Raw genomic sequence first — 23,416 nt, 5'->3', positions numbered from 1 at the left:
TCAGGTTCAGTGCTGGGAGTAGAAGCACAGCTCATGCCATTATTTTTGTATTTCTTCAAGTGATTGAATTTATAATGATATTTTTAGAGTACTGGCAAGTTGCTCTGGTAGAGCAGGGTGGAGGGAGGGGCTAAAAACCCCATTTCGGTGCCATTTGGTGCGAGCTGGTTTTTAAGTTTGGTTTGAGTGCTCCAAATTGGTGCGTGCGTATTTTGATTGGTGATCTTAAAGGGTGCATATTTGTGCCGCCAGTAGAGCCCGTGGGTCGGTAATATGATGATTAAGTGGGATTGAAGCCACTTTGGTGCTTAAGTTGCTAGTATTTGGGTTTTAGGGTTTCCAATTGCAACTGTTTTAGCTGAATTTGCAGGATTAAATGGAAAGCCTGTCACCTTTTGGAGAGAAATGATTTCCGATGCACAATGGGATGTTAAAAGTCAGCGTCGGGCAGAAGTCCGATCCGGGGCCCAAGCCTGAAAATGAAGACTCAATGGGGATTGCCACGCCTTCAGGGCTCACCCTGGCAAACAAAGGGGTGGTTGCTGTTATTGCCGATGGGGTCAGCAGCGCTGATGCCGGAAAGGAAGCCAGTGCCGCTTGTGTGAAGAACTTTATTGCAGACTATTTGAGCACACCGGATACCTGGTCGGTTAAAACATCAGCCCATCGCGTTCTAAGTGCCTTGAATCGATGGTTGTATGGCCAGAGCTTGCGCTCCATTAGTTCCCGGTTTGAAAATAATGATCACAAGGGGTACATCAGTACGATGTCAGTACTGATTCTGAAATCCACCACCGCATCGATCTTCCATATCGGGGATTCCCGAATCTACCGTTTCAGGTCTGGTGATCTTGAACTCCTGACCCGTGACCATAGTGTCGCGGTTGGACAAGGCAAGGCGTATCTGGCACGGGCGATGGGGATGGATCTGGGGCTGGATGTTGACTACAAAACGGAACCGTTGCAGAGCGGTGATGTGTTTCTGCTGACTACAGACGGGGTGCATGACTTTCTGCCGCGTCGAGAGCTGTCACAGTATCTGGAAACGCTGCAAGACCCGGACTCCGATGAGGATGCAGAATCCACGGCTAACCGGATTGTTGCGGATGCACTCGCCCGTGGCAGTGATGATAACACCACCTGTCAGGTTATTCAGGTTACGGAATTGCCGGATGGTGATGCGGATGAATACTGCCATAAGTTGAACACCTTACCCTTTCCGCCGTTTTTAAGTGAGGGGATGATTTTTGATGGTTATCGGATACTTAAGGAGTTGCACGCCAGTAGTCGCAGTCAGGTTTATCTGGTCGAAGATACTGAAAGCCACCAACACTGGGTGATGAAAACACCGTCCGTCAATTTTGTGGATGATCCGGCCTACATCGAACGATTTGTACTCGAAGAATGGATTGGCAAGCGGGTTAACAGTCCCCATGTTGTTCGCGTCATTGAACCGGAGAGGGACAAAAAATGGTTGTACTACTTGACGGAGTATGTCGCAGGGGCGAGTCTGGAGCGCTGGATAGGTCAAAACCGGTCAAGTGGTGTTGAACAGATTGTCCGTATTGCAGAGCAAATTGTTCAGGGGCTTCGGGCGTTTCATCGCAAGGATACGTTGCATCAGGATATCAAGCCCGCCAATATCATGGTCAACAGGGATGGAACGGTGAAAATTATCGATTTTGGCTCGTGCAAGGTCGCGGGTATCGATGAAATTCAGGTGCCAATTGAGCGGGATCAGGTTCTGGGGACGGCCACCTATTCTGCACCGGAGTATCGTTTACGCCGATCAACCGGTGTCCAGTCAGATTTGTTTTCGGTTTCGGTGGTCGCCTACGAGATGCTTACCGGATATCACCCCTATGGGAAGGCCTATGAAGAATGTCAGGATATTCGTGATTTCAGCCAGTTAAAATACGCACCGGCCTGGCAATATAACCCGATGGTGCCCGATTGGATTGATGGTGCGTTACGCAAGGGCTGCAGTATTTCCAGGGAATCCCGATACGATTCATTGTCAGAATTTATTTTCGACTTGAAGCACCCCAACAAATCTTTCTTAAAGTCGTCAAAAAGGCCCTTGATCGAACGCAATCCTTTGGTATTCTGGAAGTCGCTCACGCTAATACTGCTTGTCACGCAGGTTCTGACAATCGGTTTTCTGATGCAGTAGTGATTATCAGTACATTAAGCAGTCGCTTTATCCGTTCATTGAAAAGGAGTTACGTTCCGGGATGGCCCTAGTAAACGAGACGCGCTTGCCCTTTGATTATCAGGTCAGGTTTTCCCGGCGCAGCACCGTTGCGTTGCATATTCGTGATGGCGAAGTTCAAGTCAGGGCTCCTTTTCGAACCTGTCCGGATTATTTGCATCAGTTTGTTCTGAGTAAGTCCGGGTGGATTCAGGAAAAGCTGGAGTTAGCGGAGCAAAAGGCGGCAGAACGGGTCCAGTTGAGGGATGGTGAATTGGTCCCGTTCAGAGGGGAACTGTATCGAATTTGCGTTGAGCCCAGTCCCCGTTTTTCAACGCGTATTATTGGTCAACATCTGTACATCACATCCACGTCGGCAGAAGCTGAGGTGGTGAAAACAATTTTTGCGGCCTGGCTAAAGGAACAGGCCAAATTACATATGCTGCCCTGTACCGAGGCCCTTGCTGAGCGAGCGGATTTGCAGCACAAGTTACGTCAGGTCCGTTTCCGTAAAACCCGCAGCAAATGGGGGCATTGCTCCAGCCAGGGGGTTATTCAGTTTAATTGGCTGATTATGATGGCGCCAGATCCGGTTATCCAATATTTAATTGCGCATGAAGTTAGCCATTTGCGTTACCTGGATCATTCGCCACGTTTTTGGCAGCAGGTCGAACAGCTCTGTCCCGATTACAAAGAATGTCGAAAATGGCTCCGGGACAACGAACACCGTTTCTGGTTGTAGTTTCACCCGCCCATTTTCGCTCGATTGACTCTTTTCGGTGATCGCCTAACCTTACGTTAACCTGTGTCTTGTTCACGCTGGCTCGAGAGTTAAATGGTTATGTATTGGCGTCATTACAAGCGTTTCATTTTTGTCCTGCTCGTCCAATTTGTTCTGATGGGGTGTTCAAGCCCGGTATCTGAGCGTCCTGCGGTTAAGCTCGCCATCAGTCCCTGGCCGGGTTATGAATTTATCTACCTGGCCAAGGCGCAAGGCTATTTTGAGCAGGTGGGGGCGAACATTACCATCGTGGAGTTAGGTTCCCTCACCGAAAGTTTACGTGCCTATACGAATGGCCATGTTGACGGGTTTGCGTCGACGCTGGTGGAAGCGGTTCAGGCAGAACCATTTGGTGGAGAACCGCTAAAAATCGTGCTGTTTACAGATTACAGCAATGGTGGTGATGTTATTCTGGCCCGCTCGCCGGTCCAATCCATTCAGGACTTGAGTGGCAAGCAAGTGGGATGTGAGATATCGTCACTGGGCATTTATGTTCTGGAACGTGCGCTCGCACAGGCGGGCATGTCTCTGGATCAGGTAAACGTTGTCAATCAAGAGCAGCCGGAAGGTAAGGATAATATGCTGCATCAAGCGATTGATGCCCTGGTTACCTATCCCCCGACTTCGATTGAGCTACTCAAACAACCTGATATAAATCTAATTTTTTCAAGCGCCGAAATCCCCCGGCAAATCATAGACACGCTATCGATATCAGAACGGGTTTTGCAGGAACATCCCGACCTGGTGAGCAAAATTCATCAAGCCTGGAAATTGACGCTCGAGTATGTCGAACAAAATCCGGATGAGGCGGTCGCGAAGATGGCCAAACGCGAGCGGTTGTCGATTTCCGACTTTTCTGCAGCATTGGCAGATATGGAGATTTTAACTGCGAAGGATCAGGCATCAATGCTGTCCGGATCTGAAATTCCAGCATTGGTAGAGCAAGTCTGTCGTACGTTGGTACATGTCAATGCCCTTGATTATGAGTGTGCCAACTATCCTGATTTGATGTACAAAATAAAATGAAGTTAATCAAAAAACGTTATTCGCTCGCGATCAAATTAAACATGCCCATGGCGGTTGTGAGCTTGCTCGTCCTTGTGGCCGTGTGCCTGGCATTAGTGCTCTCTGCAAAGAAAAAGGTAGATCAACAGATTCTCAGAGAAGTGGCCTATATTAACGATACCTTGGTTATTGCTCTGTCATCTAATAATTCCCACGGCGCGATGAATCGTATTGTCGCAACCCTCGCAGCTAAGAATAATATTGAGCACCTGCGCATTGTTAATCAGGATGCGGAACGAATTGTCGCGGATAACCAGGCGGTAAACATTGGTGCGATTGTTTCGGAAGTGCTTTACCCCGCAGAATTGGAGCTGTTGCAGCGTTTCAAGCGGCAGACCAGGCCGGCCCCTTTGTCCACATCTACCGGAAACACATTTATTCACGCCGTGAACGTGAACCTGCTTGACCCCGAAATCAATCGAATCCGAAACCATACGATCCTGCTCAGTTATGACAAGCGTCGCCTGATTCAAAGTGAGCAACAGGACTTGATCAAAGTAATCCTGATTTTCAGTTTTGGTTTTTTGGTGACTTTGCTGGCGTCCTTTGCGACACAGCGGCGAGTGCTGCTAAATCCACTCAGTTCTTTTTTGCAAACCACTAGACGACAACGATACACCCTTGAGCCACTTTCTGTGGATTTGCACAGTGCAGACGAGTTAGGGCTTTTGGCGCGCTCATATAATGAATTGAATCAACAAAAAGCAGAACGTGATGCCGAGCTGCGTCATACCCGACAGTACATCGATGTGATAACCAATGAAGTGCCGGTACTTCTGTCATACGTGGACCGTGAATTGCGTTACCAATTTGTAAATAAAAACTACGAACGCTGGTTTGGTCGAACGACGGACTCGTTTATCGGTTCAACCATTTCTGCTGAGGTGGGTGAAGAGCAGTTTCAGTTGATTAAGCCCAATATCGAACGGGTGCTGTCTGGCGAGGTGGTGACTTTCGAAGCTCAGGCCCTTGTCATTGGCTCGTCAGAACGATATACCCACGCAACCTACACTCCGGATACAAATGATAGCGGTGACGTCGTGGGTTTTTTTGTCTGCGTCGAAGATATTACCGAAGCCAAAAAAAATGAAGAACGGTTGCAGGAATATGCCCGTGACCTGGAATTCCAATCCTGGGCCATGGAAGAGCAGAAAGAAAAGGCGGAAATTGCGACTCAGGCAAAATCAGAGTTTCTGGCCAGTATGAGCCATGAAATTCGAACGCCGATGAATGGTGTTTTGGGAATGCTGGGGTTGCTGTTACGGGGGGAATTAAACCTGGAACAGCGTCGTTATGCTCAGCTCGCCAAATCCAGTGCTGAATCCTTGCTCGTCATTATCAATGATATTCTGGACTTTTCCAAAATTGAAGCGGGTCGAATGGAGCTCGAAATTCTCGAGTTTGATTTACCCAGTCAGCTCTCTGACTTTGCCGAAGCAATGGCTTACCGGGCCCACGATAAGGGACTGGAATTGATTCTGGATGTTTCAAAAATCAAAACCCCCATCGTTAAAGGTGATCCCGGACGGTTACGGCAGATCTTGACCAATCTGGTGGGCAATGCGATCAAATTTACGCAGACCGGTGAAGTGTTAGTTCGGGCTGAATTACGGCAGGATCCGGCGGACAAGGCACAATATGAATTCTATTGCGAAGTCGAAGATACTGGTATTGGCATTCCCGAGGAGAAACTGGCAGGACTATTTGACCCGTTTACCCAGGTAGACGCTTCAACTACACGGGAATTCGGTGGGACTGGATTGGGCTTGGCGATTTCAAGCCAATTGTGTGATCTGATGGGGGGGGACATTGGTGTAACCAGTCTTGTTGGGCAAGGCACAACGTTTATGTTTAACGTCAAGCTGGGGCATGCCAGCAAGGGGCAGATCAATCTACCGGATGCCAATATAGCTGGGCAGGAGGTGTTGATTGTTGATGATAACTATACCAATCGCTGCGTACTGCGCTCCTTGCTCGAATCCTGGGGGGCGCGAGTTTATGAGGCCTGTGATGGCAAGTCTGCATTGGAAAAGTTGGCGAGTGAAGACATGTCCAATATCACCATGTTGATCACGGATATGCAAATGCCCCAGATGGATGGTGCAACCCTGGGCAAAAAAGTACGCAGTGTTGAACAATATAACCGCATCAAAATGGTTTTGATGACCTCGATCGGGGTGCGTGGGGATGCGCAGTATTACGCGGACTTGGGGTTTTCAGCCTACTTTTGCAAACCGGCGACGCCGCAAAGTCTGCATGATGCACTGTGCGTATTGATTGATGATGGTGAGGCGCTGGAAAAGGCGACACCACTGGTTACGCGCCATCATGTGCGTAGTTTGAAACGCCGGACGGAGCAGGTCTTGTTGCGTGAGTCTGAAGATCTCATCGCGATGAAAAAGTCCAAACGCATCCTGATGGCTGAAGATAACCTCGTAAATCAGGAAGTTGCTAAAGGTGTTCTGGACGACCTGGGTTATCTGGTGGATACAGCATGTAATGGTTTAGAAGCCATATCCTTCTTGCGTGAAGCGAGAGATAGTAACCCGTACGACCTGGTATTAATGGATTGCCAGATGCCGGAGTTGGATGGATACGAGGCAACCCGTTCCATACGTTCGGGGGAGGCTGGTGTGCCAGACCCGGACATTGTGATTATCGCGATGACGGCCAATGCCATGATCGGGGATCGGGAAAAATGTCTCGAAGCGGGGATGAATGATTATTTGAGCAAGCCGATCGATCCCGACCAACTTGAGGATAAATTGTCCCATTGGCTGTTTCAGCTTGATCGTCAGCATGAAGCCACTGTGGATCCGGTGCCTGAATCACTGCCGGAACCTGAATCGGACATTCCCGTTTGGGATAAAGCAGATGCATTGAAGCGTATTCGTGGTCGGGATGCGCTGTTGAATAAGCTGGTAAATAGTTTTCTGGAAACAATTCCTGAACAGATCGACCAACTTCAGGTGGTCTGTTTCGCTGCACATCAAGAACGTTTACCTTGCCCGGAAATTCGTTCGCTGGCTCACAGTGTCAAGGGCGCTGCGGCCAATATCAGCGCCAAAGCGTTACAGGAAAACGCTTCACAACTGGAACAAGCAGCCCTACATGAAGAAGTCGATCAAATTGTGTTATTGTGGCCTCAGGTTAAATCCGCCTTTGAACAATTAAAACAACGCTTGGAGGAAGAACAGGTATGAAAAAAGCTTCATCGCTATTGGGAGCATTCGTCATGTTAAGCTGCTTTGTGGGCAATACCGCTCAAGCTGACGATGGAGTGGAGGGCATGCTATCCATTGAATCCAAGTTTACCGTGCTGGAAACCGCCAATCGTCTGGAACGTATGGTAAAGGCAAAGGGTCTGAAATTATTTGCCCGTATTCCCCACTCTGAGGGGGCAAGCGCAGTGGGTGTAAATCTGCGGCCCACAGAGCTACTGATCTTTGGTAATCCCAAGATGGGCGCGCCGATTATGCAATGTCAGCAGACCGTGGCGCTGGATTTGCCTCAGAAAATGTTGATTTGGAAAAATCAGGCAAACAAAGTTCAGATCAGCTATAACGCACCTGCATATCTGATCAAGCGACATTCAATTGTAGGTTGTGAAGATGTGTTGGAAAAAATGTCAAAAGCATTGGCTGGATTGGCACGAAAAGCAGGAGGCGTATGATGAAAAAGCTCAAGCATGAAGCTGAGTTGTTGAAAGAAGCACTTCGGGTCGGAGCGATCTATGTGGAAAAAAGGGGGGTGGCGACATTTGAGAACACGGATTCTGCCAATGCAAAAGCGGAATATATCTATCGCCTTTTAGTCCATGACAAGCAAATACAACCCCTGGCTAAAGATCAGGAGAACGTTCCCAATATGAAGCATAAGCTGGCACTCTGGGTGGCCCGCCTGTTGCCGGCGAACCACCCGTTGTTGAAAGACTAATCGTTGAAAGACTAATCCACTAGCGGTTGATTATTTTTATCAAGGTCCGTATTCAGGGCTGTGTATTCAGTGTTGCGTATTCGGGTGTAGAGGTGGTTCCGTTTGTACGGAGCTACCGCTCTGAGCCGGCGTGAACCAGATATACAGCACCGGTACCACAATCAATGTTAACAACGTTGAAACAGTCAACCCGCCAATAATGGCCCAGCCCATTGGCGACCACATGGATGATCCGGAAAGGGTCAGGGGTAAGAGGCCCCCAATCGTGGTCAGTGTGGTCAGCACAATGGGTAAAAGCCGGGTGCGAGCGGAGTCTGCAATGGCATCGGCGATGGCTAAATCCGGGAATTCACTGCGCTTCTGGTTAGCGTAGTCCACAAGTATGATCGAATTATTGACCACAATACCCACCAGCGATGTCAGGCCGACAAAGGCTGTGAACGAGAAGGTATATCCGGTGATCCATAAACCGAGGATTGCACCAGTCAAGGCAAAAGGGATTGCGGCGAAGATAATAACCGGTTGTGAAAAGGACCGGAATTGCATCACTAGCACGGCAAAAATTCCCATCAGCGCGACTAATAATGCTTGCGTCATGCCCGAGAAGGACTCCTTCCGGTTTTCCTGTTCCCCACCCACGACATAATGCACGCCACTTGGCCAGGGGTACTGATCCAGTTCCTGTACAATCTGATTGGTTAGCGCATCCGCCTGAAACCCGGGTTTAACGTCAGATGTGACCTGAACCATACGCTCTGTATTGTAGTGCTGGAAGCGGGGAATCACATTTACGAGCTCAATCTCTGCAATATGTTGCAGTGGAATCGCATGGCCGCTTCGGGATTGAACTTTCAGGTTGTGGAAAATTTCCCATTTAGGTTCACCGATAGTGTCGCCCCGGAGCATCAGGGTGTGATCCTCGCCCAGACTGTCAATGTAAGTGCCCACTGGTAGCCCGACCAGATTGGCGCGAATGGTCTGGTCCAATTGCGAAATATCGACATTCATCATCGCCGCTTTCTCACGGTTCACGTGAATGGCGACATCGACCTTATGGCGCGCAACCGGGTTATCAACACTGATGGTGCCTTCGGTTGCCAATATAATTTTTTCGACATCATGGGCAATGTGCTGGAGTTGATCGAGTTCCTCGCCAACAATACGAATTGTAATTGGTGCCACATAAGGCGGGCCTTGCATAAATTCCTGAACGGTGACCCGTGCTCCAGGGATGGCACTGTACTGTGTCCGAGTTTGCGCGACGAAGTCTTCAATTACCTGATAACCATCCTGTTCCTCAAAATTCAACTGGACCAGTATTTGCGCGAAATTAGCCGCTTCCATGCTGTTGGCGAGATTGTAATAAATGCGGGGATTGGCTTTTCCGACATTGACGGTGCTGCTTTTAACCTGGGCATGGTGTTGAATCTCCCCGGAAATACGTTGCGCAAGACGTCGGGTTTGATCAAAGCTGGTGCCTTCTGCGGTTTCAATATTGACTAAAATAATTGGCTTTTCGGCCTTGGGAAAAAGGCTTACTCCGATGTCTTTAAATAACGACAAGGAGCCGATCAGAATCAGCAAGGCCAATAACATTACTGTTTTCGGGAAGCGCAGGCTGAATTGTAATAATTGGGTGTAGGGCCCTGCTGCAATATAATTCAATCCCTTCAGAACGGGGGATGTGAAGCGAGACTGGCTTGACTTACCCTTGAGGAATCGGCTCGCAATAAGTGGTGTCAGCGCAATTGCGATTATCAGTGACGCACACAATGTCAGTATCACCGTGACCGGCATCGAGCGCATGAATGTCCCCGATCCGCTGGGCAATAAAAGAATCGGGAAAAACGCTAAAACCGTTGTCAGTGTCCCGCTAATGACGGCCCAACTCACTTGAGATGCACCATGCAAGGCGCTGTATTCCCTCGTGTGCCCCTCCCGCATAAATCGACCGACGTTCTCGGTGACCACAATCGCATTATCAACGAGCAGTCCCAGAGCAATAATCAAACCAGCAATACTCATCTGCTGCAAGCCATAACCTGCCAGATCGAGCCAGCCGATACCGATGAAAATCGAAAGTGGTATCGCCAGGATCACCACCGTGGCAGCACGGAATCCAAGGATCGCCAAGGTAAAGAGCCCCACCAACAACAAACCCTGCAGCAAATTCTCGAAAAAGCCATCAACACGGTGGGAAACACTGGAACTTTGGTCGAATATCATATCCACGCGAATATGGGAATCGATCTGGCTGGAAAATTGATCAATTATTTTATGTAAGCCGGTGCTGACATCAAAAATATTAGTGCTCTTACGTTGTACAACCGAGATAAATACAGTGCGCTGTCCTTGATAATAAGCCTCATGTCGAGCGAGTTCATCGCCCACCTCAACCGTTGCAATATCTTGCAGATAGAGTGCAGCGTTGTCATTTGCCCGGATCACGATTTGCCTGATTTGATCCAGGGAGTCAAAGTCACCACTGGTTTGAACGGTGAAACGTCGGCCTTCACTTTGTACATGCCCACCCGGTATATTTTGGCCTGCAGATTGAATCGCTGCGCTGACTTGTTGTATCGATAGGCCCAGTTCACTCATGCGAACCAGATCCAGGCGAATATGGATTTCCCGCTCGGGCAGGGCATCGATATCGACCCGTTTGACTCCGGCAACCCGTTCCAGCTGCTGCTCCAGTTTGTCGGACCAGTAGTGCAGTTCACTATATGAAGCCGAAGCTGAGGTCAGGCCAATTTGCATGATATAGGTATCAGCAGGCGAGACCTTCTCATGTTTAATTTGTTTGATTTCCGTAGGCAATGTATCTGATATGGCCGTTACTGCACTGACAATATCATCGTAAGTTTCATCCGGGTCAGAGCCGAACAGGAACTCGGTGCGCACGACTGCCAAACCATCTTCAATTTGAGTGCGCATCACTTTGATATCATCAATCTCCTTGATGGCGGACTCCACCGGATCCACCACCAGTTTTTCCAGATCGCTGGGATTTGTTCCGGGATAAACAATGGTCGTGATGGTGGTCGGGAAATCGAATTGCGGGTCTTCAGAGCGCGGCATGGAGAAAAAGGAAGCAACACCCAACGCAATGAAAAGCAGAATGATGACCGAAGTGAACTGATGATTGTTCAGCGCCAGTTTAGGGATATTCATAAACCTTCTCCAGGGTAACAGCAGGCTGACAGGTGGCCGTGGGCTATATGGGCTGAATTATTGGCTGATATTGATCAGTGAACCATCCTGGAGGAAGGTTGCTCCGAGCGTCACGATTTGCGCGCCTGCGTCGAGTCCATCCTGAATTGCAACTCGACCGGCATCGAGCCAGGCAACGGAAACTTCTTTCAGTTCCGCTTCATTCTGCGGGTTGACTTGAAATACCTTGGCTTTACCACGACTGGCGGCAACCACGGCCTCAACCGGCACAATGGCGACCCGGCTGGTTTGTTCCGGGTGAATTTCCATGCGTCCCAGAAAACCGGAGAACAGCTTTTTCGGGGTCGGGTTTAAGCTGATTTCAACTTCGAATAACAAAGTCTGCGGATTTGCGGCAGCAGCGATTTCGGAAATAACCCCGGTGAAATGTTCATTCGGGTAGGCATCGAACAGAATTTTGGTTTCGTCACCGTAGTTCACTCGCACAATGTCTTTGTCACTCACCTGAGTGCGAATGATCCAGCCCTGGCGTTCTCCGGAAATAATAAAAGCTGCCTGGTGTGGCGCAACGAGCTCATTCTTGTCGATCATGCGGGTTAAAACGGTTCCATCCTGAGGCGCGCGGATGACCGAATGCTTTTGGTTGTACTTCGCAAGTTCCAGGTTGGCTTGGGCCACATCCAGCTCCGTTTGTGCAGATTGGAGCTGCCCCAACGGAATAACTTTCTTTTGATATAAGGATTCCAGGCGCTCAAGGTCTCGCTTGCTTTGTTCGTAGACACTTTTCGCTTTGTTGAGCTGAGCTTTGATTTCCACCTGATCCAATGCGGCCAGAATTTGTCCCGCTTTTACCGTCTCGCCTTCCTCGGCTTGCAACGTGTTGACCTCTCCGCTGACTTTGAACGATAGCGTTTGTGTGGTTTTGTGAACCAGCTTGCCACTGGAATAAATGGGGCGACTGATGGCCTGATATTCAACCGTAGAAGTGTGCACACTAATCGTATTACCCGGCGACTGTTCATGGCTTGACGTTGCAACATCGGAAGGTGTCGCGCCAGTAGCGCCACCGAATACGATACCTGGAGAGGTGACCAACGACATGCCCAGTATCACGGTCAAAATAGTCTGGGACACAGAACGACCTGATTTGTGTTTGATGTTGGGGAGGACAATAGCATTCATCGGGTGACCCTCAGTCCGATTGGTGTATGTTGGGCAATGCCAACGTTATTTGTCCACTGGTCTCAAAAATTGCTGTTTTGATATTGATGTGAACAATGTAAACATGAGACCATGTTAAAACTCGAAGTAAGCGGTGTCAACAATGTTGTTAGGGTAAACAATGTTACTGAAGTCAACAATGTTACCAGGGTAAACAAAGTTAATAGCGTAAACACCGGAAGTTACGGAAGTTACGGAAGTTACGGAAGTTACGGGATAGAACTCTGTATTACTTGCTGCATACCCTTGGTTTCAGATAGATACGGTACCGTGACGGTGAGTTAAGCTCGCGCCACTTCGAGTTATAAAACAAGAGACATAAAAAAACACATTCGCAGCGGTATGAAAGCTGCTTCGAACTAAAATAAGAATACTGGTGCTGTAATTGCTGTTGAGTGCTAAGTGCATATATTTTGTGCGGAACTGGAGAAAACAGAGCTCTTTAATGGGAGTTTTTTGGAGGAGAGGCGCTAATGCGATTACAATATGGGGCGCTTGACCCCGGTTTGGGGCACCAAGGTAAGAGGAATTAATAAAGTAATGACAGTAGTACATCAACCCTATCATCATGGCAATTTGCGCAAGGCCATTCTGGCCCAGGCACGTCTGCATCTACGGGAGTGTGGCCCAGACAAAATCAGCCTGAGAGCATTGGCTCGCGATGTCGGGGTATCGCAAACCGCACCTTATCGCCATTTTCAAGACAAAACCGATTTATTGGCCTCACTCGCAGCGGAAGGCTTCGATCTCCTTTATTACGCAGTAATGGAGGCAACTGAGTCCTGTAAAAATAGTGCGGAAAAACTGGTTGCAGCGGGGCGGGCCTACGTGTGTTTTGCCCGTAAAAATGCCGACTTATACAAGCTTATGTTCGGCCCCATGATCCCGGCAAATTCAGACCATGAACTCCTGCGGGACGCAGGCAGCCGGTCCTTTTCATCCATGGTCGACATCGTCTCGCAGGGCATAGATTCTGGTGAATTTCGTCAGGAAGACCCCTTAGTCTACGCAAACTCCGCCTGGGCACTGGTACATGGACTGGCAAGCCTGATAATCGATGACCGCTTTGCCTGTACAGACCAAGATCTGGCAGAAGTACAGTTGGATAAATCGCTGAGTCTTTTGTATACCGGAATAAAAGCCTAAGGCGTTATCGATTTTTGAATTGGACACGATTTTTGAATTGGACAGGCACCACACAAATAAATGATGAAGTATCCAGCAGGCTATACAATTTAGGATCTGGTTCAGGCTGAGAGGGAAAGGAATACCCGGTTCGACTTGGATAACTACCAACCGGATTTGAGGTGGTTGGTAACTCTCAAAGAAGCAAATGCTGAGAAGAGCTATGCCTATCCTGCATAGTATCTGGTTTGGGCGGGGCGGTGTCTGTCGGGTTTGGGCGGTGTCTGTCCGAGGTTTGCGCGGCGCGTCACCTGAAAGAGGCGTTAGGTTTTTTCTACAGTCTCGTTACTTCTTGCGTTACCTCGGAGGTAATCGAATTTTTTAGAGCCTTCTATATCCTTTATTTTTTTATAAAAGGATATAGAGATGAAAATTCAAAAATACACACTTATATTTTATGTCGCCTGCTTTTTCCTGTTTAGCATTCCGGCATTTTTCTTTCCTGATTGGTTTGCATTCCAACTTGGTTATAAGTTCAATCGTCAAGGAGCGCTTATGGAATTTATGGGAGCATATGGTGGGCTTATCTTAGGTATAGGGATTTATCTAATCTATTGTTTAAAAAACAATATAAAAGCGGGTCTGGTTTGTGTACTGGCAGTTATTGCCTCGCTATTCATGGGGCGTGCAATAGGTTATGCTGTAGAACAAGAAATAAACAATATTCAAGTGACATTCCTTGTCATAGAATTAATTACCATGTTTTTAATCTCAGGCTTATTATATTTTGGGAGCATCCAGAGAGAGGCTTGAGATAACAAATTGTATAAACAGGGATAGGCACGGCCATTACATATTTAACCACTCAGTTTGGGCAGTGTCTGTCCGAGGTTCGGTAAATTCTATATTATTTTGAATGTAGTTTAATTGCACTACGGGGGCGCTTATGCAAAATGTACCGCCATTCCGCCATTCTTGATGATGGGCTAGGACAGGCACTGCCATCACAGGCTAGGACAGGCACTGCCATCGGCACTGCCATCACAAATTTAACCACTCCGAATTGACAGTGTGGCTTCCTCATAATATCTTCAAGCCAACCCATCATTCGCAGCAAAAAGGATTTTGCCATGACTGTACCCCGAGATCGCTTGGTATCTTTAGCCGATACCCCTTATTACCATATCGTTTCCCGTTGCGTGCGTCGCACATTCCTTTGCGGCACGGATCATCAAACCGGTCAGAGTTTTGAACACCGGAGGCAGTGGATCGAAGACCGTATCCGCTTGCTATCATCGCTTTTCACCGTTGATATTTGTGCTTATGCTGTAATGTCCAATCACTATCATCTCGTGATCAAGTTGAATCCGGATGAAGCTCTGGATTGGTCGCAGGATGATGTACTTGCACGCTGGTGTTCAGTGTTCAAGGGGCCTTTGATTGTACGGAAATATCTCCGTGGCGACAGGCTGGATACTGCGGAGAAGAACACGTTAGGAACGCTGGTTAAACTCTATCGGAAAAGGCTCACAGATCTGAGCTGGTTTATGAAATGCCTCAATGAACCCATTGCTCGCATGGCCAATCGAGAAGATGATTGTACAGGGCATTTCTGGGAAGGGCGCTTTCGGTCGCAGGCCTTGTTAACGAAAGAGGCGTTGTTGAGTTGCATGGCCTATGTCGATCTCAATCCAGTGCGGGCGAATATGGCGGATACACCCGAGGAAGCTGATCACACCAGTCTGAAAGAACGGGCACGTCCGGCATTTGATCCTGCAAAGGCAATACAGAACCAAATTTCGGAAGGGGCCTTATTCAGTTTTAATTTATCGATCAAACCCTTGCTTCACTTCGAAGAAACGATTAAGGGGTCTGTTCAAGTGGGCTTGCCTTTTACTTGGCAAGATTACCTGCACTTAGTGGATTATACCGGACGAGCTGTGCATCCCTCGAAGCGGGGCAGTACACCAGAACACCTTCCGTCCATACTTTGTCGATTAGGCTTGAGCAATCATGATTGGTTAACTCGATCAACGCAATTTGAAGCGATATACGAGCGGCAGTATTCACGGCGAAAGCTCAAGTCCATCGCAGCCTAAGTATTCCCACCCTTTAAAACTGCTGTCCTGACTCGTTTTTTATCAAGCGAGGAGTCGCTTTTGTCTTCGAAATGTTGATCGCCCTGAAATTACTCAAAATTCTATACTTTTAATCATCAGGACGGCAAATTCACCATTATTTCACCTGTAGAGTTCAGTGTTTTGAGAATATATTTTGTATTGGCTTATGGAATTTTAGCAGTGTCTGTCCTCTGGAGTTCATTGTCTGGAGTTCATACCCCTTTCTTCTTTCTTCGTCGTCATCAGCCTGTTACGAATCTTTGCCACCCTCCAAAAATAATTCAATTCTGACTTTTTTAAATTTTGGGTAGTCCGTGAAAAAAAAGTGCAGACGAGGCTTAATACATGACTGCATCCAACAAATATCAAATTGACAATCAACTTTGCAATGGCGACCCATGACTTTTGTCACTTCTGCCCGATTTGTCCGCACAAATAAAATAACTCCTTCATATTATTATCAACAGGATAGAGTGATAAAAGCACTCACACACACTATCACTAAGGAGAGGGCCGCAATGTTTAAAAGAATAATACTGTCCATACTGTTTTCTGGGTTTCTGCTTCAGGGGATATCCACCGCTTCAGCCAATACGTCCAAATCATTGAAATATCCAATCATTCTGGTTTGCGGTGCCTTTTGTTTTGATAGTGTGCTGGGATACGACTACTGGTATGGCATTCGTTCTCGTCTTATAAAAGAAGGGGCCGATGTTTATGTCGTCAACCTAAGCTCATTGAGCGATAACTTTACCCGGGGAGAAGAGTTGGTTGATGATATACAAAAGGTTCTCGCCATTGCAGACGCGCCAAAAGCTAACTTGATCGCCCATAGCCAGGGAGCGCTGGCGTCTCGCTATGCCGCATATATCATCCCCGGACAGATTGCATCTATCACCAGTGTACACGGTTTAAACAAGGGACTGCATTACGCTTCCGGATTGTTGGCAGCCGTACCCGGAGAGAATGATGTTCTTGAAAACATATTGTCTTTTTTCCCTAACTGGGCCTTTAACTTCCTTGAAATAATTTCTACCCCTTCCCGTGATGGAGAGTTTAATAGTGAAACTCGCCCTCTCAACCAATCTTTTGTGACGATGGGCCATGCAACAACGCCTGAAGCTGTTGCCGAGTTCAATCAACAATACCCCGCAGGCTTACCCAAACAAGATTGTATGGCCATTAATAATGGTACGACCGGTGAAGTAGCCGCAAACCACTATGGCGATCATTTGGTCACACTTTATGATGATAACGGGCCACATACCATCCGTTTTTACTCGTGGGGAGGCAATGAAGAAACGACCACCAATACGGAACTCTTCGACCTGTTCTCCCGCTACTTCGTTAAATATTTCGTACAGTGGTCCGTCGCGGACCCAGACAATTACGAGTGGGATGGATTTATGCCAACCTGTGGCCACGCTCTTGGTAAAGTTATCAGACTAGACTACACAGCAACACATTTTGATGCCATTAACCAAATTGCGGGAATACCCTGGTTTAATGGCGTCTCGATTCCTGCTATTTACGCCTCTCATGTCAGTCGTCTACGCGCAGATAATCTATAATCCAGGCTCAGCAGGGTATGCAAATGACACTTAAACATCGGTATATAGTCCTATTATTAGGACTAATAAGTGGATTATGTGCCATTGGCATCCACACCTGGTCGCACGTATCAGATGTGGAGAGCCAAGCTGTCCGATCAACACAACCATATGCAGAAACGCCTTCTTATACCTCGGAAAAACAATCTGCCCTTGTTAAGAAGGAGGAATTGAAACGCAATGGAGTCCATAAGTCGTTCGACTTAAAATCACTCCCCCACTCGCTTATTAATACACAAGTGACAGGGTCTCTTGAGCAAGACAGCAATGGACACTTAATATTGAATCAAAGTGTACGTCATGTGTTTGATTATTTTTTCACCGCTAGAGGGGAAGAGACTCAAGCTCAGATAGCATTGCGAATTACGCATTATATTAAGGACCGCCTCAGCGAACCTGCACAAAGTGAAGCTTTGATGCTGCTAGATAAATATATCGATTACCATGACCGACTGATGGCTTATAAGAATAACCTACCGGAAGAACAGCCTTACTTCCCATGGGATAATCACCAAGGGCTTTCAACCGTTGAAGAATTACTAGCACTTCGACAAACCGTGAGAGATAACGTCTTCACCACCACCGAAACCGAGGCACTGTTTGGCGAAGATATCGCCTATGACGACCTCTCTTTGGCCATACTAAAAGTAAGCAGTGATCCAAACCTGAATAACGATCAAAAGCGCCAACGTATTTCAGCGCTAGAACAGACGATCCCCCTGCAACAGTATGAGCAAAGACAAAAATCTTTTTCCGCAATGAATCTCAAGCACGTAGAAAAGTCACTAAGAAGTTCAAATGCCAGTGAGGAAGAAATTTATCAAAAACGGGTTGATTTGGTTGGCTCTGCCGCTGCAGATAGGCTAGCACTGATTGATGAACGAAAAAAACAATGGGAAAAGAAGCGGCTTCAGTATCTTGCCGAGAAGGCTATCATTGAAAGTCATTCTGGCATGACCGATGCCGACAAAAAAGCGGCGATCAATCACCTGATGCGTAATACCATGGGATTAAGTCAGGCAGACATCAAACGCATGGAGGCGCTGGATCATATCGCTCGAATTAAACAAAACTCATGAATGGTGATTATATTTCAACGCTGCTTGAATACGATCACGAACACCGAGCTTACTAAAAATATTTGAGGTATGGTTTTTGACCGTACCTGTACTAAGCCCCAACTGAGTGGCAATTTCTTTATTGCACAACCCTTGGGAAATTAACCTAAGTACCTGGCTTTCACGGGGAGTTAACGTGTTAAAGTTGTTATCTGGTGACTCCTTCGCCCTAATTTTCTGGCCATTTGAAGCATACGTTTTTATCACACGAAGCAGCTCATCAATGGTTACATCCTTCAAAAGGCTCGCTACAGCCCCCACCGCTAATCCTTTTTGAACCAAATCGGTATCTTCAAAAGAAGTTAATAATATTGTCGGGCAATGAATATTCCTTTCTCGCATTTCTATGAGCGTTTCAACACCGTTCATCCCAGGCATACGAATATCCATTAGCACAATATCCGGTACAGCTTTCGCCAGAAACGTTAAAGCAGCCTCGCCACTCTCCGCTTCGGCAAGCACCAAAACTTCATCAGACAAATTCAGCAAAGAAGCGATCCCCTGACGAACAATATGCTGGTCATCAACCAGTAACACATTAATCATCTAACTAACAACTCACCGGCAATGTAATATACAAACAAACGCCTGACGCCCTACTTTCCCGCATTTCGAAGCTACCATTCAGCTGTTCAATTCTCTCTTTCATTCCTGTTAATCCATTGCCAGGGAGCGCATCGCTCATACCAACACCGTTGTCTGCAATAACCATGACAATGAAATCATGACTATCAGAAATAGATATTGTCATCAGCGTTGCTTTAGCATGACGCAAAACATTCGTAATTGCTTCCTGGCAACAGCGAAAAATCACTTCGGCTAAAACGAGAGAATAATCAAACGACTGATCGATATTTAATTTGATTTCAAGACCCGGGGTAACATTTACAAGCTGCTCAATGGCATGTTTTACGTCTACCTGAGATTTTTCTCTCATCTCGCTGACCAGCTCACGCAGTGTTTTTGATAGATTAGTCACCAGATCGAGTGTGTCCTCGGCCTTCTTCAGCAGCTCCCCATCAAGCGTATGTTGTAGATATTGCAAATTCCAATTAACCGCCGTCAGGGTATGTCCCATCTGGTCATGAAGATCAAACGAAAGTTTTCGACGCTCGTTTTTACGTGCCGTTTCTTCTAACAGCAATTGAGTGGCAAACAATTCTTGGTGACTTCTGGCTAGTAACTCCCCCTTTTTTTGCTCTTTGAGCGCAGAAAGCGTCAGAACAACCAACATAAGCTGTTGAATCAAAACAAAGAAGACATAACTCCCTGAGAACGTTTCAGGGGTAATGACATAGAATATCAATGACGAAAAAACAGTGATAAACAGCACCGCTACAATAGGAAGAATAGCGATAATTGCCGCACCACTTAGCAAAATAAAGGAAAGCACATATAAATTCGCGTTCAGCAACGATGCGCTGTAAATCAAGGCGAGCGCGTTGATATAAACCGCAATTACATAAAACCAAGTGGAAGGCTTATACTTTAATTCAGAAAGTTGATGAGGATCGACGCCTTTAAATTTATTGCTAAATCGTAGCGTGGCCAAGGTAAGTAGCACTAGATGCAAGAAAGAAAAGGAAACCGTTAATAAATAAACATCAGAGCGAGGTCCGCTATACCCTAAAAACTCACTTACGACGACCCCCCATCCGACAAATCCCGCTACTAACAGCAAGATAACGCGCCAAACCACGGGAGGAGCTTTGACCGGATTGAAATCAGTATTAGATGCCACGTCCATTGATACCATTAACCTGTTTTATGCGATAAGAGTCTGAATCACCATACAAATTAATGCGCAATTGTACCATATTGAATTATGACACCACCTAATGCCTGCTAACTCTCTGAATCGCCAGTAATTCAAATATCCTATCGCCGAGCAAATTCAAAGCCGTAATGTATCAGCAACATAACAAGTTGGCATCCCAAGGCAGTATCGCCCTAACGCGCGCTTCTGCTAGAGACATTAAGCCTGTACAGCTGCAGCAGGGACAGGCACGGCCAGTAAAATTTAATCACGACGAATTGACAGTATGACTTCCCCATAATATCGTTCAGCAAACTCACCTTTCGAAGCAAAAAGGATTTTGCCATGACTTTACCGACCACGAGATCGCTTGGTATCTTTAGCCAATACCCCTTATTACCATTTCGTTTCCTGTTAGCTGATCAGACAGTTACTTTAGGGGCTTAGTCTTAATGCCAAAATTGAAACTGACAGTGGTTGCTCGAGCCTCAATTTTAGGGGGGCTGGGGTCGATTGCCTGGTTTATTGCCTTTAGTAGAGTTTATATCCTCGCTTCTCAAGATAACTCTGAGACAGCATTACCGCTTCTTTTTTTGGGTGTCGCCAATGGTGTATTCTTCTTAGCCAATGCTATTTGGTTATTGCACAATATATTAATAAACAGGGTGAGCTGGTTAACAAAGGATGATGACTGGGTGTGCTGGTCGTTGCTCTTTGCTTCCCATGGATCAGCATTTCTTATAAACCACTGGATGGATATTGGTCCGCTGGACCAGATATTGTTATCGTTCATGATAATTATCTTGTCTGTTCAGTTCATCAGGTTTTCTACATTTATTGGAGTGCCTTCAATCGTATTGGTTGCCTTGCTTTATACCCTGCAAATTGATCACCCTGACAGATTCTACATTGGTGCTTATATACTTACCCAACAACTTGTGCTTTGGTCATTAGGGTATGGCCTATTTAATGAGATTAATGAAACTAAGCGGTTAAAAGTTAGCCAAGCCCAGTTGAAAATGGCTCAGGCGCAATTAGCTGAGTCAAGTCGCAGGGAGGAACGTAGCCAGATTCGTAGAGATCTCCACGATAAAATGGGCCACGAGCTTGCCGCGATTAATATAAATTTGCAAATTTGCGAACAAGCGCTTTTAAGCGAATCCGATAGTGAAACGCCTAATGACTCTCTAAACAATGCGAAAAGTGCCGCGCAAAAGGCCTATCTCACCCTTGGGCATGTTGTAGATGAATTAAAGCAGCAGACCTTTGAATACTTTTATGATTCCTTGCTTCAAATTGTGGATAAAGTTCCAAAATTGAATATTGATATAGACTGCGACCCCGACTTAAGGATTAAAGACCAACATAAGTCCGAACAGTTGCTTTGCTGTATTCAAGAGGGAATAACCAATGTTTTAAAGCATAGTAATGCGGATAAAGTGTGGATCCGGTTATTTCACGCAGGTGAAATGCTTGTTGCCGAGGTAGTGGATAACGGTAGCCTGGCACAGTCGGTTAATTCAGGCAATGGACTGACAGGGATGCAGGAGAGATTGGCTTTGATCGAGGGAAATGCTTCTTATGAAGTAAAGCAGGATCGGGGATTTAAACTCCAACTAACCATACCAAATGGAGATCAGAAGTGAAGACGGTAATGGTCGTTGATGATCAAACGATTGTTTTACAAGGTATCGCTACATTACTCAAACTATCTGGAAAAGTGGATGTATTAGCAACGGCAGAAAGTGGTAGGCAATGTTTGGAACAGCTTTCAGATGGTGTGCTTCCTGATGTGATTTTATTAGATGTCCAGATGCCTGACCTAAATGGCTTAGAAACTTTAAAGGCTATTCGAAAAGAGCATAGCATTCCCGTTATTTTTTTGACTACGTTTGAGGATCCTTTCCTGTGCCGACAAGTCGCAAAAAATGGTGCGCAAGGTTGGTTATTAAAAAATGTTGATGTACAAGTATTGATAAACACGATTGCGCGGGTATCAAACGGAGAAGTTCTGATCTCGGGATCTCAGGCTGCTTCTCATGAGCGTCTTACTTCGAGAGAAAATGAAATTGCCAGAGCGTTGGTTGCTGGGAAAACCAATCAGGAAATTGCTGATGCACAATGCTTGAGTTTAGGGACAGTAAAAAATTACACTTCGAATTTATTTAATAAACTAGATGTACGAAACCGTGCAGAAGCAATTGTTAGACTTAAATCTTTAGGTTTGGCGTAGGTCACACTTTTTCTTACAAGTGACTTTAGTCACTATTTTGCCTCCTAATAATCTGGCTTATTACACACTCTGTTAACAATTCTTTTGAAACCGGGAAGATAGAGTAATGAGCATAAGAAAAATTTTGGCCGGGTTAGCTGTGTTGTTTGCCGCCCAGTCACACGCATTTGAGATGGATTGTTCCAATATATCAATTCATGAGCCAGCACCTAACTCTGGAACTTACAATAAAACAAAATATCCAATTGTGATGGCTCATGGTTGGTTTGGTTTTGACGAGTTGCTTGGCGTTGATTATTGGTACGGTATTATTGATAAGCTGACCGATAACGGCGCTACTGTTTATGTCACACAACAAGCGGCAATGAACTCAAGTTTGGTGAGAGGCGACCAATTACTCAAGAAAGTACGCTGTATTTTAGCTATTTCGGGGGCTGAAAAGGTGAATTTGATTGCCCATAGCCAGGGAACGCTTGATGCCCGCTATGTTGCTGGTGAGGCGCCAGAGTTGGTGGCATCAGTTACTTCCGTGTCTGGGCCGAACCATGGGAGTATTGTCAGTAATTTTGCAAATTACGTAGATATGGAATCCACTTTGATGGATCTCATACTTTCTACTGGTGAGACATTTGGTTATTTCATCGATTACATGACTGGCGCCGGTTATGATATGGATGGACGCGCTTTCATTTCAGTAGAAGCGGGAGGTTGGATGACAGATTCTACATTCAATGATAACTATCCAGCTGGTCTGCCAGAGGAGTATTGTGGTGAAGGACCACTCGTTGATAATGGGATCTACTTCTACTCGTGGACTGGTAATCGGGATTTCACAAACTTTCTTGATCCATTTTCATATTTAGATAAAGCTCTTTCTCTAGCGCTGGCTAATGGAGAGGTAAATGATGGCCTGGTAACGGTATGTAGTAGTCACCTGGGTAAAGTGATTCGCAATGACTACAAGTTGGATCACTTTGATACCGTCAATCAGTTATTCGGTTTAAGAGCAATTTTCTCCCCTAATCCTGTCACTCTTTATAAGACTCAAGTTAATCGATTGAAGAATCAAGGACTATAACGATTGTT

General features: G+C 46.4%; 18 protein-coding genes. 14 read left to right on the top strand and 4 right to left on the bottom strand.

Annotated elements, in window-relative coordinates; genetic code table 11:
• The first annotated feature begins 415 nt into the window (after nt 1-415).
• From OLMES_RS20335 to OLMES_RS20310, 6 genes are all read left to right on the top strand, one after another.
• Nucleotides 416-2,173, top strand: coding sequence for a bifunctional protein-serine/threonine kinase/phosphatase (locus tag OLMES_RS20335; RefSeq protein ID WP_087462950.1), 1,758 nt, complete (start codon nt 416-418; stop codon nt 2,171-2,173).
• 61 nt (nt 2,174-2,234) lie between these two features.
• Nucleotides 2,235-2,933 (top strand): M48 family metallopeptidase, encoded by a 699-nt coding sequence (locus OLMES_RS20330; RefSeq protein WP_087462949.1) that lies wholly within the window; start codon nt 2,235-2,237, stop codon nt 2,931-2,933.
• A gap of 93 nt (nt 2,934-3,026) precedes the next feature.
• Nucleotides 3,027-3,998 (top strand): ABC transporter substrate-binding protein, encoded by a 972-nt coding sequence (locus OLMES_RS20325; RefSeq protein WP_087462948.1) that lies wholly within the window; start codon nt 3,027-3,029, stop codon nt 3,996-3,998.
• Nucleotides 3,995-7,240: a hybrid sensor histidine kinase/response regulator gene (locus OLMES_RS20320; protein WP_087462947.1), complete on the top strand. Its 3,246-nt coding sequence runs from the start codon at nt 3,995-3,997 to the stop codon at nt 7,238-7,240. The genes OLMES_RS20325 and OLMES_RS20320 overlap by 4 nt, the downstream gene beginning before the upstream one ends.
• The gene (locus tag OLMES_RS20315) at nt 7,237-7,710 is read left to right on the top strand and encodes a DUF302 domain-containing protein (RefSeq protein WP_087462946.1); all 474 of its coding nucleotides are present in this window, start codon (nt 7,237-7,239) and stop codon (nt 7,708-7,710) included. Before OLMES_RS20320 ends, OLMES_RS20315 begins: the two co-directional genes overlap by 4 nt.
• Complete coding sequence (locus tag OLMES_RS20310) at nt 7,710-7,973, top strand: DUF5062 family protein (protein ID WP_087462945.1); 264 nt, start codon at nt 7,710-7,712, stop codon at nt 7,971-7,973. The genes OLMES_RS20315 and OLMES_RS20310 overlap by 1 nt, the downstream gene beginning before the upstream one ends.
• A gap of 66 nt (nt 7,974-8,039) precedes the next feature.
• Here the strand turns inward: OLMES_RS20310 and OLMES_RS20305 are convergent, their stop codons facing one another.
• Both OLMES_RS20305 and OLMES_RS20300 read right to left on the bottom strand, forming a co-directional pair.
• Nucleotides 8,040-11,147 carry an efflux RND transporter permease subunit gene (locus OLMES_RS20305; RefSeq protein ID WP_087462944.1) on the bottom strand — a complete coding sequence of 1,036 codons (3,108 nt, stop codon included), beginning with the start codon at nt 11,145-11,147 and terminating at the stop codon, nt 8,040-8,042.
• 57 nt (nt 11,148-11,204) lie between these two features.
• Entirely contained in the window at nt 11,205-12,329 is a 1,125-nt protein-coding gene (locus tag OLMES_RS20300; RefSeq protein ID WP_087462943.1) for an efflux RND transporter periplasmic adaptor subunit, read from the bottom strand.
• A 579-nt stretch (nt 12,330-12,908) separates the two neighbouring features.
• On the opposite strand from OLMES_RS20300, the gene OLMES_RS20295 reads away from it, so the two are divergent.
• The 5 genes from OLMES_RS20295 to OLMES_RS20270 all read left to right on the top strand — a co-directional run bounded on the left by OLMES_RS20295 (nt 12,909) and on the right by OLMES_RS20270 (nt 18,302).
• Nucleotides 12,909-13,514, top strand: coding sequence for a TetR/AcrR family transcriptional regulator (locus OLMES_RS20295; protein WP_198343060.1), 606 nt, complete (start codon nt 12,909-12,911; stop codon nt 13,512-13,514).
• 405 nt (nt 13,515-13,919) lie between these two features.
• On the top strand, nt 13,920-14,306 hold the full coding sequence (locus tag OLMES_RS20290; RefSeq protein WP_087462941.1) for a DUF4345 family protein: 387 nt from the start codon (nt 13,920-13,922) through the stop codon (nt 14,304-14,306).
• A 317-nt stretch (nt 14,307-14,623) separates the two neighbouring features.
• Nucleotides 14,624-15,592: a transposase gene (locus tag OLMES_RS20285; RefSeq protein WP_087462940.1), complete on the top strand. Its 969-nt coding sequence runs from the start codon at nt 14,624-14,626 to the stop codon at nt 15,590-15,592.
• 539 nt (nt 15,593-16,131) lie between these two features.
• Nucleotides 16,132-17,184: an esterase/lipase family protein gene (locus tag OLMES_RS20275; RefSeq protein ID WP_087462938.1), complete on the top strand. Its 1,053-nt coding sequence runs from the start codon at nt 16,132-16,134 to the stop codon at nt 17,182-17,184.
• Nucleotides 17,185-17,207: 23 nt separating this feature from the next.
• Nucleotides 17,208-18,302, top strand: coding sequence for a lipase secretion chaperone (locus OLMES_RS20270; protein WP_157678421.1), 1,095 nt, complete (start codon nt 17,208-17,210; stop codon nt 18,300-18,302).
• Here OLMES_RS20270 and OLMES_RS20265 read toward each other — a convergent pair.
• Together OLMES_RS20265 and OLMES_RS20260 are read right to left on the bottom strand one after the other, a co-directional pair.
• A complete protein-coding gene (locus tag OLMES_RS20265; RefSeq protein WP_087462936.1) occupies nt 18,297-18,887 on the bottom strand; it encodes a response regulator transcription factor in 591 nt (196 codons plus the stop codon). The genes OLMES_RS20270 and OLMES_RS20265 overlap by 6 nt on opposite strands.
• A gap of 4 nt (nt 18,888-18,891) precedes the next feature.
• Nucleotides 18,892-20,088: a sensor histidine kinase gene (locus tag OLMES_RS20260; RefSeq protein WP_157678420.1), complete on the bottom strand. Its 1,197-nt coding sequence runs from the start codon at nt 20,086-20,088 to the stop codon at nt 18,892-18,894.
• Nucleotides 20,089-20,549: 461 nt separating this feature from the next.
• On the opposite strand from OLMES_RS20260, the gene OLMES_RS20255 reads away from it, so the two are divergent.
• From OLMES_RS20255 to OLMES_RS20245, 3 genes are all read left to right on the top strand, one after another.
• Nucleotides 20,550-21,743: a sensor histidine kinase gene (locus OLMES_RS20255; protein WP_087462934.1), complete on the top strand. Its 1,194-nt coding sequence runs from the start codon at nt 20,550-20,552 to the stop codon at nt 21,741-21,743.
• Entirely contained in the window at nt 21,740-22,330 is a 591-nt protein-coding gene (locus OLMES_RS20250) for a response regulator transcription factor (RefSeq protein ID WP_087462933.1), read from the top strand. The genes OLMES_RS20255 and OLMES_RS20250 overlap by 4 nt, the downstream gene beginning before the upstream one ends.
• A 106-nt stretch (nt 22,331-22,436) precedes the next feature.
• Nucleotides 22,437-23,408 carry an esterase/lipase family protein gene (locus OLMES_RS20245; RefSeq protein ID WP_198343059.1) on the top strand — a complete coding sequence of 324 codons (972 nt, stop codon included), beginning with the start codon at nt 22,437-22,439 and terminating at the stop codon, nt 23,406-23,408.
• Nucleotides 23,409-23,416: the final 8 nt, after the last annotated feature.

The organism is Oleiphilus messinensis (genome assembly GCF_002162375.1).
Lineage (GTDB): Bacteria > Pseudomonadota > Gammaproteobacteria > Pseudomonadales > Oleiphilaceae > Oleiphilus > Oleiphilus messinensis.
This window is presented reverse-complemented; position numbering and strand designations above follow the sequence as displayed.